Origin of the sequence: Massilia sp. BSC265 (assembly GCF_000740675.1) — a bacterium.
Classification (GTDB): Bacteria; Pseudomonadota; Gammaproteobacteria; order Burkholderiales; family Burkholderiaceae_D; genus Telluria.
Genome location: NZ_JPXI01000033.1, coordinates 592,888 through 608,921 on the forward strand (window position 1 = coordinate 592,888; position 16,034 = coordinate 608,921).

Genomic DNA, 16,034 nt, shown 5'->3' on the forward strand with positions numbered 1-16,034 from the left:
GCCTCGGTGAATCAGTACCTCGTCAGCATCGACCTGGGCACCACGAATACGGTGCTTGCGTATGCCCTGCCCGGCGCAGGGCAGGTCGAGCTGCTGGCCATCGAGCAGCTGGTGGCGCCCGGCGAAGTCGCCGGGGCGCCGCTGCTGCCCTCGATGCGCTACCACCCCGCCGAGGGCGAACTCGCCCCCGGCGAACTCCAGCTTCCCTGGGTCCAGCAGGACCCGGCCGGCGTCGAACGCGTCGCGGTCGGCCGCCTGGCGCGCATGCTAGGGGGGCAAACGCCGGGCCGCCTGGTAGCCAGCGCCAAGAGCTGGCTGTCGCATGCGGGCGTCGACCGGATGGCGCCGATCCTGCCCTGGGGCGCCGAGGATACCGGCGTGCCCAAGGTGTCGCCGGTCGCGGCCAGCGCCAGCTACCTGGCGCATCTGCGTGCGGCCTGGAACGCGCGCTTCCCCAAGGCGCCGCTCGAGCGCCAGCAGATCGTCCTCACCGTGCCCGCCTCCTTCGACGAAGGCGCGCGTGCGCTCACCCTGGAGGCCGCGCGCATGGCCGGCCTGCCGGAACTGCGCCTGCTGGAAGAGCCCCAGGCCGCCCTCTACGACTGGCTGTACCGCCACCGCGCCAGCCTTGCCGGGGACCTGGCGCAGACGCGCCTGGTGCTGGTGGCCGACGTCGGCGGCGGCACTACCGACTTCAGCCTGGTCAAGGTCGAACTGGACGACGATGGCCAGCCCAAGCTCACCCGCATCGGGGTCGGCAACCATTTGATCCTCGGCGGCGACAACATGGACCTGGCGTTGGCGCACCTGGCGGAATCGCGACTGGCAGGCGGAAACGCGACCGAGCGCCTGTCGGCCGGCCGCCTGGCGCAGCTGACCGAGCGCTGCCGCGCCGCCAAGGAACAGCTGCTGGCGCCGGATGCGCCGGAACAGGTCAGCGTCACCCTGCTCGGTTCCGGTTCGCGCCTGATCGGCGCCAGCCGCTCGGCCACGATCACGCGCGAGGACGTGCAGCGCATCGTCCTCGACGGCTTCTTCCCGCCCAACGAGGCGCAGGAGACTGCCAAGCGGGCGCGCGCCGGCATCGTCGAATTCGGCCTGCCGTATGCGAGCGATCCGGCCGTCACGCGCCACCTCGCCGGCTTCCTGCGCCAGCATGCGCAGGCGGCGCGCGAGGCGCTCGGCGAGGTGGACAACACCGAGGATGACGGCAGGCTGCCGGTGCCTGATGCGCTGCTGCTCAACGGCGGCGTGTTCCGAGGCGCGGCGCTGGCGCAGCGCCTGGCCGACGTGCTCTCGCACTGGCGCGGCGCGCCCGTGCAGGTGCTGCACAACGAGGACCCGGACGTGGCCGTCGCGCGCGGCGGCGTCGCCTATTCGCTGGCGCGCGCAGGCCAGGCGCCGGCAATCGAAAGTGGCTCGGCGCGCAACTATTACCTGTTGCTGGACGCGGAACAGTCCGGCGACACGGTTCGTGCGGTCTGCCTGCTGCCGCGCGGCGCCCCGGCCGGCGAGGAAATCCGCCTCGCCGGGCGCAGCTTCGCCCTGCGGCTGGGGCGGCCGGTGCGCTTCCACCTGGTCTCAATGACCGCCGACCCGGGCGGCGTGCTGCCGCAGCCGGGCGACCTGCTCGACCTGCCGGCAAGCGACATCGTGCGCCTGCCCGCCATCTCGACGGTCCTGCGCAGCAAGCGCAGCACCGACATCCCGGTGCAACTGGCCACGGTGCTGCTTGAGGTCGGCACGCTGGAGGTGTCCTGCCTTGCCGAGGAAGATGCCAGCCAGCGCTGGCGCCTGGAATTCCAGCTCCGCGCGCAAGAGGACGAAGGGCCGCTCGAGGACGCATCGCTGCCGCCGGAGCTGGATGAAGCGATGACGCGCATCGACCGCATCTTCGGCAACCGCTCGCAACAGGTCGACCCGCGCGAAGTGCGCCAATTGCGCGCCACGCTCGAACACCTGCTCGGCTCGCGCGAACGCTGGACCACCCCGCTGCTGCGCCGCCTGTTCGACGCCCTGCTGGCACGCGCCAAGGGCCGGCGCAGGTCAAGCGAGCACGAGCGCGTGTGGCTGAACCTGGCCGGTTACTGCCTGCGTCCCGGCTTCGGCCATCCGCTCGACGAATGGCGCATCGAGCAGTTGTGGGCGATGTTCGAGCCAGGTGCCCAGTACCACAAGGACAGCCAGGTGCGCGCCGAATGGTGGACGCTATGGCGGCGCGTGGCCGGCGGGCTGTCGACCGAGGCGCAACTGCGCCTGCTCGACGACTTCGCCTTCAACCTGCAGGCCGACGAATCGGAGCGCGGCCGCCGCCCCGTCACCCTGGTGGACGGTACCGAGGACGACATGCTGCGCGTCGGCGCCTCGCTGGAACGCATCCCGTCCGCCTACAAGGCCGAGATCGGCGACTGGCTCATCAAGCAGATCATGGAGATGCCAGCGGGCGCCAAGATCGATGCGCGCGCCGCGGCCAGGTACGGACGCTACCTGTGGGCCCTGGGCCGGGTGGGCGCGCGCCAGTCCTTCCATGGGGCCGCGCACGAAGTGGCGCCCAGCAGCTCGGCGGAAAGCTGGCTGCACCAGCTGTTCCGCCTCGACTGGAAGAAGATCGAACCGGCGGGCTTTGCCGCCGCCCATATCGCCCGCATGACCGGCGACCGCTCGCGCGACATCGGCCAGGCGGTCCGCGACGAGGTGCTGCGGCGCCTGTCGTCCAGCGGCGCACCGCCGGCCTGGTCGGCCATGGTGCGCGACGTGGTCGAGCTCGACCAGGCCGTCGAGACCCGCATGCTCGGCGATGCCCTGCCGCCGGGGCTCAAACTTCTTCGCTGAGCATTGCAGTTGCAGGGTGGGCAAGTCCCTTGCCCGCGCGTTCAACTAAAAGCCGCGGCGCTACAGTGCATCCGTGAGGTGAACGCGTGGCGTCAATCAGGCCACTGGCCTGACTGACCCTGCCCACCCTACGTTGTCGCGGGCAATCGGCACCTCAACAAAACACGAAATCCTCATTCGATTTCGGCAGCGCGCACATCACCCCGCGTAAGCCGTACCACGCAAACCCCGCAACGGGAACCAGCAGCAACCAGAACGCAGACATGATCGACTCCTTCAGTTCAGCCTGATTTCGCACAGGTGTGCGAAATTACTTCAAAAAAAGGGGACAGGCGTGGCCCGTCCCGCTCCGCACATCCCTATTCCAGATCGTTGAAACTCTTGTACGTCGATATCAGCCGGTTGAAGGCCCGCTGCGCCCGCCGCGGCACCGCATTCGCACGCAGGAAGCGCGCGTCGTGCATCACCCCGATCGCCAGGCTGTAGATCTCGAACACCAGCTGCTCGGGTTCGGTGTCGGGCCGCAGGTGTCCCGCCTCCATCGCCTGCAGCACGGTCTTGCGCAGCGAGGCGCGCCAGCGCATCACCCCCGCCTCGATGCGGTCGCGCAGGGGCCCGGGCACGTCGTCGAACTCGAAGGCGCCGGCCGTGTACAGGCATCCCCCGCGCGCCGTCTCGTTGCCGATCTTCTTCAGCCACAGGTCGACCTGCATCGTCAGGCGCGGCAGGCCGCGCGGCACCTGCAGCGCCGGCAGGAAGACTTCCTCGCCGAAGCGGCGGTCATACTCGTCCAGCACCGCCGACTGCAGGGCCTCGAGCGAACCGACGCGCGAGAACACGCCGCTCTTGCTGATGCCGGTCCGCTTCGACAGTTCGCCCAGCGACAGCTTGCCGATCCCTTCGGCAGCGGCCATGTCGTAGCCGGCCGCAAGGATCGTCGCGTAAGTCGCTTCGCTTTTGGCAGTGGTATTCATGCGCTCACTTTAGCACACGTGTGCGAAACCACAAGGGCTATTTGTTCCCCAGGCGCGCGCGAGGCCGCGATGCGCTACCCGGCGCCGCCCTTTCCCAGGCAGGATCAGCCCGGGCCGGACGCAAGGCGCCGATGACGGGCGCCGCCGCAGGTGTCGGGAGGCCAGACGCAGGAGAATTTTGAAGAGTTTCGGAGCGGACACCCCGATGGAGCGCCCGGCCAGCCGGCCAGACTGGCCTGCGCCCATGTCACGCTCGCCTCGGAGCAGCGAGCTTCACCACCGGGCACATCTATGGTGCGTCGGGCGGCGCTGGCACCTGAGTGCCATCTGAGACTGGCGCGCGGGCCGGGGCCGGCCCGCGCGCTGCGCCCCGGTTCAGCGGCGGCCGAACCTGCTCAGGCGGGCGAAAAAGGAACCGATCGCGTTGGCAGCCGAGCGGGTCGGAATACGTTTGCTGAAGAGGCCGGTGTAGTTGCAGCGCGAATGGACGGTCATTTCTTTTCTCTCCGAAACATTACTTGGCACAATAATCACATTGCAAGTACCGTTCTGTGCGTTACCTCGCATAAATGCTTGGCTGCCGCGCGCGCCCTCGCACGAATGCGCCATATCATTCGACCGGCAGGGCTGCGCTCTACCCTCGACGGGTAAGCGTCCCTGCTTCGTGGCCAACCAACGACCTAGGAGGTGTGCGATGAGCTACGCAGATCGTGACAGATATGGCATGTACAAGAACACCCGCAGCACGGGTCCGGGGCCTGCGCTGATGGGCGCCGAAACGCTGATCGGTGACAGCGTCGTCAATGCGCAGGAGGAAGACCTCGGCGACATCAAGGAAATCATGCTCGACATGCAGACCGGCCAGGTTGCCTATGCCGTGCTGGCGTTCGGCGGCTTCCTCGGCCTGGGCGAAAAGCTGTTCGCCGTGCCATGGCAGGCGCTGCACCTGGATACCGTGAACAAGCGCATGGTGCTCAACGTTGAGAAGGAAAGGCTGAAGAGCGCGCCCGGTTTCGACAAGCACTCCTGGCCGGACATGAGCGACATCACCTGGGTCAGCGGCATCCACAGCTTCTACGGTACCGATCCGCAGCGCTCCGGGGCGCCGTCCATGGGGCCGGGGGTGATGGCGGGCGGCATGATGGGTGGCGAAGGCACGGGTTCCGCGATGGGCAGCGGCATGGGGTCGAGCATGGGTGCGGGGTCGGCGGGCAGCGGCTCGGCTGGCGCCGGCAGCAGCGTGGGCGTCAGCGTCGGCTCGGGCAGCCTGCATGGCGACTCGTACGGCGTCGGCGGCAGCCCCGATCCGCGGCCCGGGCATGATGGAGACGACAGGGACCTGAGCCGGATTCGCGGCAGCAATATCGGCTAACATGGGCGTAGGGTGGGCGGCTTCGCCGTCCGCGCGTTCACTCTACGGATGAGTTCACGAAACGTGATTATTCATCGACAGTTGAACGCGCGGTCGGCATGGCCGACCACCCTAGGAACTTCACCGGATCATCGACTCCCACACCTTCTGCAAGCGTTTGGCCGACACCGGCATCGGCGTGCGCAGCTCCTGCGCGAACAGCGACACCCGCAGCTCCTCCAGCATCCAGCGGAACTCGGTCATGCGCGGATCGTTGTTCTTGCCCGCCTGGTTCTTGAGCGTGCGCTGGAACTGGCTGGCCGCGTTCTGCCACTCCGCCATCAGCTGGGCATCGCGCGATGGATTGCCGCGCAGCTTCTCGATGCGCACATTGATCGCCTTCAGGTAGCGCGGGAAGTGCGCCAGCTGGCTGTACTCGTTGTCCGCAATGAAGCGCTTGTGGATCAGGCCCTGCAGCTGCGCCCCGATGTCCTGCTGCACCGCCGGCGGCAAGCTCTGGATACGCTTCGGCATGCCGTGGAACTCCGCCAGCACCGAACCCACCAGGCGCGCAATCTCGTTGATCAACAGGCCGATGCGTCCCTTGCCCTCGTCCTTGCGCTTGTTGAACTCCCCGGAGTTGATCGGCAGCGGATCCTGCAGGCAGGCGATGTCGATCGCCTTGGCGATGATCTGGTCGCGCAGGTCTTCCTGCGTGCCCACGCTCATGAACTGCATGCCCATCCCCTGCAGGCCGGGGATGTTCTTCTCGGCGAACTTCAGCTGGTCCTTCAGCTGCAGCGCGAACAGGCGGCGCAGGCCGACGCGGTGGGTGCGCGCCGCCACGTTGGGGTCGTCGAACACTTCCAGGTCGCAGTGCGTGCCCTTGTCCACCAGCGCCGGAAAGCCGATCAGGGTCAGCTTGCCCTGCGTGATCTCCAGCAGTTCCGGCAGCTCGCCGAAGCTCCACGTCGTCAGGCCGGTATGCTGGACCGCGCCGGCGGCGGCAGCCGGCGCGGTCGCCGCCTGGCCTGACGGTTTCGTCATCGGCGCATTGCCCTTCCCTTTCGGCGGCGGAGAAACCGGCTGCGGAGCAGCCTGCAGCTTCGCCGGTGCCGCCGCCGGCGTGGCTTCCGCCATCTTCTGGAAGCTCTCGCGTGCCTGGCCGCCCAGTTCGGCCTGCAGGGTCGCCAGGTTGCGTCCCATGTCGAGCTGGCGCCCGTGCTCGTCGATCACCTTGAAGTTCATGAACAGGTGTGCCGGCAGGGTTTCCAGCTTGAAGTCGGTCGTCAGCACGCGCGCACTGGTGTGCATGTGGATGTCGTCGATCAGGGCGTCGACCAGGTCGCCTTTGGCGAAGCGCAGCGGGTCCTGGTGGCGCTCGAAGAAGTTCGCGGCGTAGTCCGGCAGCGGCACGCAATGGCGGCGCAGCTTCTGCGGCAGGGATTTCAGCAGCAGGTGCACCTTCTCCTTCAGCATGCCCGGCACCAGCCAGCCCGGGCGCGCCGAGGGGATCTGGTTGAGGGCGAACAGCGGCACCGTCAGGGTCACGCCGTCGCGCGGGCTGCCCGGCTCGAAGTGATAGGTCAGTCCCATCTCGATGCCGGTGACGTTCATCGTCTTCGGGAACAGCTCGGTGGTGACGCCGGCCGCCTCGTGGCGCATCAGCTCTTCGCGGACCAGGAACAGGAGCTTCGGATTGTCGCGCGAGGCGTCCTTGTACCACTTTTCGAAACCCGCGCCGTTCACCACGGTGCGCGGGATTTCCTTGTCGTAGAAGGCGGCGATCAGCTGCTCGTCCACCAGCACGTCCAGGCGGCGCGACTTGTGCTCGAGGTTCTCGATCTCGCGCACCAGCTTGTGGTTGTGGGCGTAGAAAGGCGCGCGCGTCTCGTAGTCGCCCGCCACCAGCGCATCACGGATGAAGATCTCGCGCGCCTCGCCAGGGTTGTGCTGGCTGTAGTTGATGCGGCGGTTGCTGTAGACGACGATGCCGTACAGGGTCGCGCGCTCGAGCGCCGTCACCTGGGCCTGGCGCTTTTCCCAGCGCGGCTCGCCCCAGGACTTCTTGAGCAGGTGCGCGCCGATCTTCTCCACCCATTCCGGCTGGATCTGCGCGATGGTGCGCGCGTACAGGCGTGTGGTCTCGACCAGTTCGGCCGCCATGACCCAGCGCCCCGGCTTCTTGGCCAGGTAAGAGCCCGGCCAGATGTGAAACTTGATGCCGCGCGCGCCCAGGAATACCGGCTCGTCCTCGGCCTTGAACCCGATGTTGCCGAGCAGGCCGGTGAGCAGCGCCATGTGCAGCTGGTCGTACGTGGCGGGCGCGGCGTTCAGGCGCCAGCCCTGCTCGCGCGCCACCGTCAGCAGCTGCGAATGCACGTCGCGCCACTCGCGCAGGCGCAGCTGCGACAGGAAGTTGGCGCGGCAGTTCTCCTGCAACTGCCGGTTCGACTTCTTGTGTTCGATGGCGTCCTCGAACCAGGCCCATATCTTGAGGTAGCTGAGGAACTCCGACTTCTCGTCGGCGAACTTCTTGTGCTTTTCGTCGGCCTGCTGCTGGTACTCGATCGGACGATCGCGCGGGTCCTGGGTGGACAGCGCGGACGCCACGATCAGCATCTCGGTCAGGCAATCGTTGTCGACCGCTGCCAGGATCATGCGGCCCACGCGCGGGTCGAGCGGCAGCTTGGCCAGTTTCTTGCCCAGCGGCGTCAGCTCGTTCGAATCGTCGACCGCGCCGACTTCCTGCAGCAGCTGGTAGCCGTCCGCGATGGCGCGGCCCTGGGGCGGCTCGATGAAGGGGAAGGTCTCGACGTCGGTCAGGTGCAGCGACTTCATGCGCAGGATGACCGAGGCCAGCGAGGAACGCAGGATCTCCGGGTCCGCGAACTTCGGGCGCTTGTTGAAATCGTCCTCTTCGTACAGGCGGATGCAGACGCCGTCGGCCACGCGACCGCAGCGGCCGGCGCGCTGGTTGGCGGACGATTGCGCCACCGGTTCGATCTGCAGCTGCTCGACCTTGTTGCGGAAGCTGTAGCGTTTTACGCGCGCGAGACCCGTGTCGACCACGTAGCGGATGCCCGGCACCGTCAACGAGGTCTCGGCCACGTTGGTGGCCAGAACGATGCGGCGCGCGTTGGTCGTCTTGAACACGCGGTCCTGCTCCTCCACCGACAGGCGGGCGAACAGGGGCAGGATCTCGACGTGCGGCGGGTGGTGCTTGCGCAGTGCTTCGGCCGCATCGCGGATCTCGCGCTCGCCCGGCAGGAAGACCAGCACATCGCCCGAGCCGATGCGGCACAGCTCATCGACGGCGTCGACCACCGCTTCCATCAGGTCACGCTTTTCGCGCGCCACCTGGGCCTTCGGGGCCGGCTCGCCGGGCTTCGGCTGCGTGGCCATGACCGGATCCTTGTCCACCGGACGGTAGCGCACCTCCACCTTGTACAGGCGGCCCGACACCTCGATCACAGGCGCAGGTTTTTCCGGCGTGCCGAAGTGGCGCGCGAAGCGCTCGGCATCGATGGTCGCCGAGGTGATGATCACCTTCAGGTCCGGACGGCGCGGCAGCAGCTGCTTCAGGTAGCCGAGCAGGAAGTCGATGTTCAGGCTGCGTTCGTGCGCCTCGTCGATGATGATCGTGTCGTAGGCGCGCAGCAGCGGGTCCGTTTGCGTTTCGGCCAGCAGGATACCGTCGGTCATCAGCTTGACCGATGCCCCCCTCGAGAGCGTGTCGTTGAAGCGCACCTTGAAGCCCACGTGCTCGCCCAGCGGCGAACCGAGTTCCTGCGCGATGCGCTTGGCGGTACTCGATGCGGCGATACGGCGCGGCTGGGTGTGGCCGATCAGGCCTTTCTGGCCGCGGCCCAGCTCCAGGCAGATCTTCGGCAGCTGGGTGGTCTTGCCGGAACCGGTTTCGCCCGAGACGATGACCACCTGGCTCCCTTCAATCGCCTTTGCGATCTCGGCGCGGCGGCCGGAGACCGGCAGGTCTTCGGGGAAGGTGATCGGCGGGATCGGGTTGCGGAAAGGTGGGTTGCGATCGTCCTCGCGCGCAGGACGCTCGCCGCGTTCACGCGGCGGGTTCGGCGCACGCTGCGGCTTCGCGCCGCCCTGCCCGCTCGCAGGACGCTGGCCGTTATCGGTGCGCGGCGGTGCAGGTGCGCGGCGCGGTCCGCTGCGCTCCGCGCTACCCGGGTGCCTGGTCTGCAGTTCGCCATCGCGCGTCTGCGTCATCGGCGCGCGCGTGTCACCCTCCGGGCGCTTGCGCGGCTCGGTGGCGGAAGGGTTGTGGGAAGCGTCGCGCGCCTGAGGCGAAGGCTTGTTACTCTGTTCAGACATTGATTTTTACAAGGTATTTGGTGCGCACAACGCGCAGCGAATTATAATGCGGCAAATGGAAAACCCTACCCAATTCGTCCAGTGGCTGCGCTCTGTTGCGCCATACATTCACACCTTCGGCGGCAAGACTTTCGTCGTCGCCTTCCCGGGCGAGCTGGTCGCATCGGGTGCCCTGCCGGTCCTGGCCCAGGACCTGTCCCTGCTGCTCGGACTCGGCATCCGCCTGGTGCTGGTGCATGGCTCGCGTCCGCAAGTGGCGGAGCAGCTCGCCCTGCGTAACGTCGAAGGCCGCTTCCATAACGGTATCCGGATCACCGACTCCGCCGCGCTCGAATGCGCGAAGGAAGCCGCTGGCGAATTGCGCCTCGACATCGAAGCGGCCTTCAGCCAGGGCCTGCCGAACACGCCGATGTCGCATGCCCAGATCAGCATCGTCTCCGGCAACTTCGTCGTCGCACGCCCGCTCGGCGTGATCGACGGCGTCGATTTCGAACTCACCGGCGTGACCCGCAAGATCGCCGCCGAGAAGATCCAGCCGATCCTGCAGACCGAAGACAGCCTGGTGCTGCTGTCGCCGCTGGGTTTCTCGCCGACCGGCGAGATCTTCAACCTGACGATGGAAGACGTGGCCGCCTCGGCCGCGATCGCCCTGCACGCCGACAAGCTGATCTTCATCACCGAGACCGGCATGATGACGGACGCGGCCGGCACCGAGATCCGCGAACTGTCCTCGCACCAGGCCGAAGCCGTGCTGCAGGCCGGTTTCCTGCCGCCGGACGCCGCCTTCTACCTGCGGCACGCCATCAAGGCCTGCAACAGCGGCGTGGACCGTGCCCATATCGTGCCTTTCGAAATGGACGGCTCCGCCCTGCTGGAACTGTTCACGCACGACGGCGTCGGCACCATGATCAGCCACGAAAACCTGGAGAGTCTCCGCCAGGCCACAATTGAGGACGTTGGCGGGATTATCAAGCTCATCGAACCGCTGGAAGCCGACGGCACGCTGGTGTACCGCGGCCGCGAGCTGATCGAGCGCGAGATCGACCAGTTCTCCGTCATCGACCACGACGGCGTGATCTTCGGCTGCGCCGCGCTGTATCCGTTTCCGGAAGCGAAGATGGGCGAGATGGCCTGCCTGACGGTGAGCCCGGACGCCCAGACCCAGGGCGACGGCGAGCGCATCCTCAAGCACATCGAGAACCGCGCCCGAGCGGCCGGCCTCACCAAGCTGTTCGTGCTGACCACGCGCACTGCGCACTGGTTCAAGAAGCGCGGCTTCGTGCCTGCCACGGTAGACGACCTGCCCAAGGACCGCCAGCACATGTACAACTGGCAGCGCCGCTCACAGGTGTTGATCAAGACCTTATAATGTCGGTCTACCCAGATCACTTTTAACAGGATTACAGGAGTACACCATGGCCCGCACCGTCCAATGCATCAAACTGAACAAGGAAGCCGAAGGTCTGGACTTCCCGCCGGTACCAGGCGAAATGGGCAAGAAGCTGTACCAGTCGGTTTCCAAGGAAGCCTGGCAGGCATGGCTGAAGCACCAGACCATGCTGATCAACGAAAACCGCCTGAACCTGGCGGATGACCGCGCACGCAAGTACCTGGCGTCGCAGATGGAGCGTCATTTCTTTGGCGACGGCGCTGCGGACCAGGCGCAGGGTTACGTGCCGCCGACCGCGTAAGGTTAACGCCTGCACGTCGAAGTTGTAGGGTGGGCAGGTTTCCTGCCCACGCGTTCGACAGCGTTCAGCACTGCCGCGGCGTATCAGCCACGAGCGGTCGCCGCGTGGGCGGGAGGCCCGCCCACCCTACAACTGGGCTAACAAGATGCTCTCTCCCCTCAGCCGCCCGCAGTTCCCTGCAGGCCGGCGAACCATCCCAGCTCGCCTCCCATTGCCGCCCTGATCGGCCCCGGCGTCAGACCTGTCCAGCGCTTGAACGAACGCCTGAAATTGGCCGCGTCGTGGAAGCCCAGGTAGCGCGCCACCTCCTCGTTATCCGCCCGCTCCACCTGCAGCAGCCACAGCGCCACGTGCGTCCGCACATGGTCCAGCTCGCCCTGGAAGTGGGTATGGTGGCGCAACAAGTGCCGCTTGAAAGTCGCCGGACTCACCCCGAAATCCGCCGCCGTCCGCTCCAGCGTCGGCGCCGCGCGCACATTCGTCAGCAGGTAATCGTAGAGCGCCGCCAGCAGCCCCGGCGCGCGCGGCGCTTCGAGCGCAGCCGCCTGCTGCGCCAGCCGTGACGCCACCTCGTTGGCGCGCGGCCACGGCCGGTCGAGCCAGGACGCGGGAATCAGCATGGCGTCGAGTTGGCAGCCGAAGCGCAGCTCGGTGCCGAGGTGCACGTGGTGCTGCTCGACGTGGCGCGGGGCCGCGCGGTTGAAGCAGAACCGCCAGGGCAGGCGCTCGCCCCCCAGCCAGCGGCACAGGCCGACGAGCGCCGTCATGTGCATCTCGACCAGGGCCGGCCGGATGCCGGGCGCGCCGTAAGCATCGATCCAGTACACCAGCGCCACCTCGCCCCAGTGCTCGAAGCGCGGACGCAGCAGCGGCGTCAGGCGCGCATGGTGGCGGCACAGGGTCTGGAGCAGGACGCGCAGGTTCGGCGCCTGCACCAGCGCGTGGCTGGCCGCGCCGTCATGCCCGGGCAGCAATAGCTGGCCCAGCATGAAGCTGGTGTCCGGGCTGGCGAGCACGCGCAGGGTATTGGACAGCTGCTGCAGGTATTGAAACGGCGACACCAGGCTGTCGGGCGACAGCCCGGCCAGCAGGCCGGTGTCGCGCAACAGGTCGGCGTCGACCGCATCGCGCGAGCGGCCGTACTCCAGCGCCAGCGCCGGCTGCTGCCGCGCCGGAATCGAGGGTTCTCCCGCCGGCTGCCAGTCGATCACGCCGCATCCATCCGGCGGCACAGGTCGGCCAGCAGCACGTCCGGCGCGCCGCGCGTCGGCGCACTGCCGTGACGCAGGGTGATGCGCACCGGACCGCCCCGCGCGTGGTGGCGCATGGCACCCACCATGGTGCACAGGTGAACGGCGGCGTCGGCCGCTTCGTTCACCCCGAGTCCCGGCATCAGGACGGCGAAACGGTCGCCGGCATAACGGCACAGCAGGTCGTCGTTGCGAAGGTTCAGCAAGAGCATGTGCGCGACCGCCTGCAGCACGCGATCGCCTTCCGCATGGCCGTGTTCCCGGTTGATGCGGTGGAAGCCGTCGATGTCGAACAGCACCAGCACGCATTCCCGGCTGCCGTCGCGCCGGCTCTCCAGGCGCAGCTGTTCGCGCAGGTAGGCGGCATCGGCCAGCTGGGTGATGCGATCGAAGGGACGATGGTTGCGGAACAGCCGCTCGCGCTTGCGCATGTGCTCGGCCAGCGTGGCCTGCTCCTGGCGCCAGTAATACAGGCCGACCGTCAGCACCAGCATCCCCAGCGGCAGCAGCGCCTCCAGCGCGTTGTCCCACAAGGCATGCCTGTCGACGTCGATGGCCTCGTCCAGGCAATCGGCCCAGGAGCCCAGCATGATGCAGGCCAGCCCGCCTGCCAGCAGGCGCGTCACGCGCCCGTCCGGACGGCTGTTCAGCACGATCAGGCACCACACGGCCGCCAACAGCGCGGTGCCGCCCTCGCCCACGATGTCCATCCAGTTCCACCGCGCCAGCGGCAGGATCGTGCCGGCGGCCGCGAACAGCAGGACGAGGCTGCACAGCAGGCCGGCAACCAGGAGAACGGGGCGGATGGCGAAGGTCATGGCGCAAGGAAGCAGAAAGCAGGGCGTCCTACCGTAGCGCAGGCGCGTGACGGCAGCATGACAGGGCGACAAGCCTGTGGCGCCTGTGCACGGGTCCGAACGGCTCAGCTGTCTGCGCCAGGTTTCGCTGTCAGCCGCGCTGTCGCAGCACAAACCCGGGTGGACGGGAGGTCAATTCGGCTCATTCGTTCCGCAGGGCGGCCGGCGGCCGGATTGCCGTCACCGGTACGTCACATTCGGCCACCAGAATCCGCCGCATTCCAACAACACGGTGCCCCCATGCGCTACTTCGCCCTCCCCGCCCTTACCGCCGGCCTGCTGTCCGCGGCCGGCGTCCACGCCGCCGACGAGCCCAGCGTCGTCATCACCGGCCAGCGCGCCAGCCTGGCGCACGCCATCGCCGCCCAGGAACAGGCCGACAATATCGTCAGCGTCGTCAGCAGCGACGACATCGGCCACCTGCCGGACAAGAACGCCGCCGAGGCGCTGGCGCGGATGCCGGGCGTGTCGGTGCAGCGCGACCAGGGCGAAGGCCGCTACGTGGTCGTGCGCGGGCTGGATGCCGACTACAACAGCGTGACCATCAACGGCGCGCTGGTGCCCTCGCCGGAAGCCTCGCGCCGCGCCGTGGCGCTGGACGTGCTGCCGGCCGGCCTGGTGCGCTCGCTGACGGTCACGAAGTCCAGCACGCCCGACCAGGATGCCAACTCGCTGGGCGGCACCGTCGAGGTCAAGACCCTGTCCGCCTTCGACCTGCCCGGCACCCTGTTCAGCGTCGGCGCGGCGGTGGGCCGCGACGGCAACACCCGCCGGTACAGCCCGCAGGGCAACCTGTTGTGGGCGCAGCGCTTCATGGACGGCAGGCTCGGCGTCGCTGCCGGGTTGTCGGGCGAGAAGCGCAAGTTCGGCTCCGACAACGTGGAGACCGGCGGCGCCTGGGATGGCGATCGCCTGTCCGGCTTCGAACTGCGCGACTACCTGCCGCAGCGCGAGCGCCGCGCCGGCGCCATCAACCTCGACTACCGGCCGGACGCCCGGACCAGCCTTGCGCTGCGCGGTTTCGTGAGCCGCTTCTCGGACGAGGAGACGCGCGACCGCCTGACGGTAAGCAACTTCCGCAAGGGCGACATGGCGGCCGGCGAGCTTGATACGGCGCGCGTCGAGCGCCGCCTGCGCCAGCGCAAGTACACGCAAGAGATCCGCTCGCTGACCGGCTCGCTGGACCGCCGCCTGGACGATGACTGGAAGCTGCACCTCGAGGCCTCGCGCAGCCGCGCCACCGACGAGACCCCCGATGCGCTTCGCGATGCGCGCTTCCGTGGCGCCAGCGACTTCGCCGGCATCGGCTTCACTGACAGCCGCGTGCCGCGCCTGGCCGCTCCGGCAGCCGTGTTCGATCCGGCCAACTACAGGCTGCGCGAATTCACGCTCGAGCGCAGCGCGGCGCAAGACCGCAGCAGCCAGCTGCGCCTCGACCTCCAGCGCGACGTCGCGGCCGGCGCCTGGGCTGGCGCCCTGAAGTTCGGCGCGAAGACGACACGCCGCGACAAGGACAACGATACCGAGCAATGGAAGCTCGACAGCCGCGACCCGCAGGCCGGCGGCTTCTACGGGGCTGGCTCGACCTCGCTCGCGGCCTTTGTGGCCGACCGCCAGCTCGACTACAAGCTGGGCCGCATCGGCGCGGCGATCGAACCCGCCCTGGTGCGCGCGCGTCTGGCAGGCCTGGACCGGTCGAGGGCGCGTCAGGAAGCCGAATCGGCCCTGGACGATGTCCGCATGCACGAAGACATCGATGCCGCCTACCTGCAGGCCAGCGTGCGCAGCGGCGCCTGGTGGCTGCTGGCCGGCGTACGCGCCGAGCGGACCGGCTTCGAGGCGCACGGCGCGCAGGTGTCCGACGACGGGGTCAATGCGCGCGACGCCGGACGCACCTACACCAACTGGCTGCCCGGCCTGCACCTGCGCTATGACCTCGACGGGGCCACCAGCCTGCGCGCCGCATGGACCAACTCGGTAGTGCGCGCCAACTTCAGCCAGCTGGCGCCCGGCATCAGCCTGGACGGTGACGAAGCCGTCATCGGCAACCCGGAGCTGGCGCCGCTGCGCTCGCACAACCTGGACCTGGGTATCGAAGGCCTGATCGGCAAGGAAGGCGTGGTCTCGGCCTACGTCTTCACCAAGAAGATCCGCGATTTCACCTACACCACCAACCTGGCCGGCAGCGGCGCCTGGCGTGAATACTCCAGCGCGATCTCCTACGCCAACGGCGGCCAGGCCCGGGTGCGCGGTATCGAACTGTCCTGGCAGCAGCCGCTGCGCATGCTGCCGGCGCCGTTCAACGGCCTGCTGGTCGGCATCAACGGCGCCGTGACCCACTCGCGGGCCGGCATCGACAGTGCGGATGAAGACGGCGTGCGCTCCGCACGGACCATCCGCATGCCGGGCCAGTCGAACCGGGTCGGCAATGTCATGCTCGGCTACGAGAACGGCCCGTTCAGCGCCCGCCTGGCCATGAACTACAAGTCTCCCTACCTGCTGGAACTGGGCGAGGACCTGCTCGACGCAAGCCAGGACCGCTGGGTCGACAGCCAGAAGCAGCTCGACTTCTCACTGTCGTGGAAGCTCGACAAGCGCTGGCAGCTGACCTTCGATGCCAGTAACCTCAACAATGAAAAATACTATGTGTACCAGGGCGACCGCGCCCGCAACGCCCAGTATGAACAGTACGGCCGCAGCTACAAGATCGGCCTGAAAGCGAGCATTTTCTAATG

General features: G+C 67.8%; 9 protein-coding genes. 5 read left to right on the forward strand and 4 right to left on the reverse strand.

Going from position 1 to position 16,034, the window contains the following annotated elements; all coding sequences use genetic code 11:
• The first annotated feature begins 6 nt into the window (after positions 1 to 6).
• Positions 7 to 2,832, forward strand: a complete 2,826-nt coding sequence (locus MA09_RS14845) for an Hsp70 family protein (RefSeq protein ID WP_036249777.1) — start codon at positions 7 to 9, stop codon at positions 2,830 to 2,832.
• 359 nt (positions 2,833 to 3,191) lie between these two features.
• Here MA09_RS14845 and MA09_RS14850 read toward each other — a convergent pair whose 3' ends face one another.
• A complete protein-coding gene (locus tag MA09_RS14850; RefSeq protein ID WP_036249778.1) occupies positions 3,192 to 3,806 on the reverse strand; it encodes a TetR/AcrR family transcriptional regulator in 615 nt (204 codons plus the stop codon).
• Positions 3,807 to 4,530: 724 nt separating this feature from the next.
• On the opposite strand from MA09_RS14850, the gene MA09_RS14855 reads away from it, so the two are divergent.
• The gene (locus MA09_RS14855; protein ID WP_229440724.1) at positions 4,531 to 5,178 is read left to right on the forward strand and encodes a PRC-barrel domain-containing protein; all 648 of its coding nucleotides are present in this window, start codon (positions 4,531 to 4,533) and stop codon (positions 5,176 to 5,178) included.
• Between the two features lie 120 nt (positions 5,179 to 5,298).
• On the opposite strand, the gene hrpA is transcribed toward MA09_RS14855, so the two are convergent.
• A complete protein-coding gene (gene hrpA / locus MA09_RS14860) occupies positions 5,299 to 9,501 on the reverse strand; it encodes an ATP-dependent RNA helicase HrpA (RefSeq protein WP_036249783.1) in 4,203 nt (1,400 codons plus the stop codon).
• Positions 9,502 to 9,556: 55 nt separating this feature from the next.
• Between hrpA and argA the strand changes: the two genes are divergently transcribed.
• On the forward strand, positions 9,557 to 10,870 hold the full coding sequence (argA, locus tag MA09_RS14865; protein WP_036249784.1) for an amino-acid N-acetyltransferase: 1,314 nt from the start codon (positions 9,557 to 9,559) through the stop codon (positions 10,868 to 10,870).
• A gap of 46 nt (positions 10,871 to 10,916) precedes the next feature.
• On the forward strand, positions 10,917 to 11,192 hold the full coding sequence (locus MA09_RS14870) for an oxidative damage protection protein (RefSeq protein ID WP_036249790.1): 276 nt from the start codon (positions 10,917 to 10,919) through the stop codon (positions 11,190 to 11,192).
• A gap of 158 nt (positions 11,193 to 11,350) precedes the next feature.
• On the opposite strand, the gene MA09_RS14875 is transcribed toward MA09_RS14870, so the two are convergent.
• Together MA09_RS14875 and MA09_RS14880 are read right to left on the reverse strand one after the other, a co-directional pair.
• The gene (locus tag MA09_RS14875; protein ID WP_036249797.1) at positions 11,351 to 12,403 is read right to left on the reverse strand and encodes an AraC family transcriptional regulator; all 1,053 of its coding nucleotides are present in this window, start codon (positions 12,401 to 12,403) and stop codon (positions 11,351 to 11,353) included.
• Positions 12,400 to 13,260 carry a GGDEF domain-containing protein gene (locus MA09_RS14880; RefSeq protein WP_036249800.1) on the reverse strand — a complete coding sequence of 287 codons (861 nt, stop codon included), beginning with the start codon at positions 13,258 to 13,260 and terminating at the stop codon, positions 12,400 to 12,402. Before MA09_RS14880 ends, MA09_RS14875 begins: the two co-directional genes overlap by 4 nt.
• A 279-nt stretch (positions 13,261 to 13,539) precedes the next feature.
• Here MA09_RS14880 and MA09_RS14885 point away from each other — a divergent pair, with 279 nt between their 5' ends.
• Complete coding sequence (locus MA09_RS14885) at positions 13,540 to 16,032, forward strand: TonB-dependent receptor (RefSeq protein ID WP_036249804.1); 2,493 nt, start codon at positions 13,540 to 13,542, stop codon at positions 16,030 to 16,032.
• Positions 16,033 to 16,034 lie beyond the last annotated feature (2 nt).

Bases quoted from the DNA above. Each gene is read 5' to 3' on its own strand.
- MA09_RS14850 (WP_036249778.1), bottom strand. From the start codon at position 3,806: ATGAATACCACTGCCAAAAGCGAAGCGACTTACGCGACGATCCTTGCG.
- MA09_RS14855 (WP_229440724.1), top strand. From the start codon at position 4,531: ATGTACAAGAACACCCGCAGCACGGGTCCGGGGCCTGCGCTGATGGGC.
- hrpA (WP_036249783.1), bottom strand. From the start codon at position 9,501: ATGTCTGAACAGAGTAACAAGCCTTCGCCTCAGGCGCGCGACGCTTCC.
- argA (WP_036249784.1), top strand. From the start codon at position 9,557: ATGGAAAACCCTACCCAATTCGTCCAGTGGCTGCGCTCTGTTGCGCCA.
- MA09_RS14870 (WP_036249790.1), top strand. From the start codon at position 10,917: ATGGCCCGCACCGTCCAATGCATCAAACTGAACAAGGAAGCCGAAGGT.
- MA09_RS14880 (WP_036249800.1), bottom strand. From the start codon at position 13,260: ATGACCTTCGCCATCCGCCCCGTTCTCCTGGTTGCCGGCCTGCTGTGC.
- MA09_RS14885 (WP_036249804.1), top strand. From the start codon at position 13,540: ATGCGCTACTTCGCCCTCCCCGCCCTTACCGCCGGCCTGCTGTCCGCG.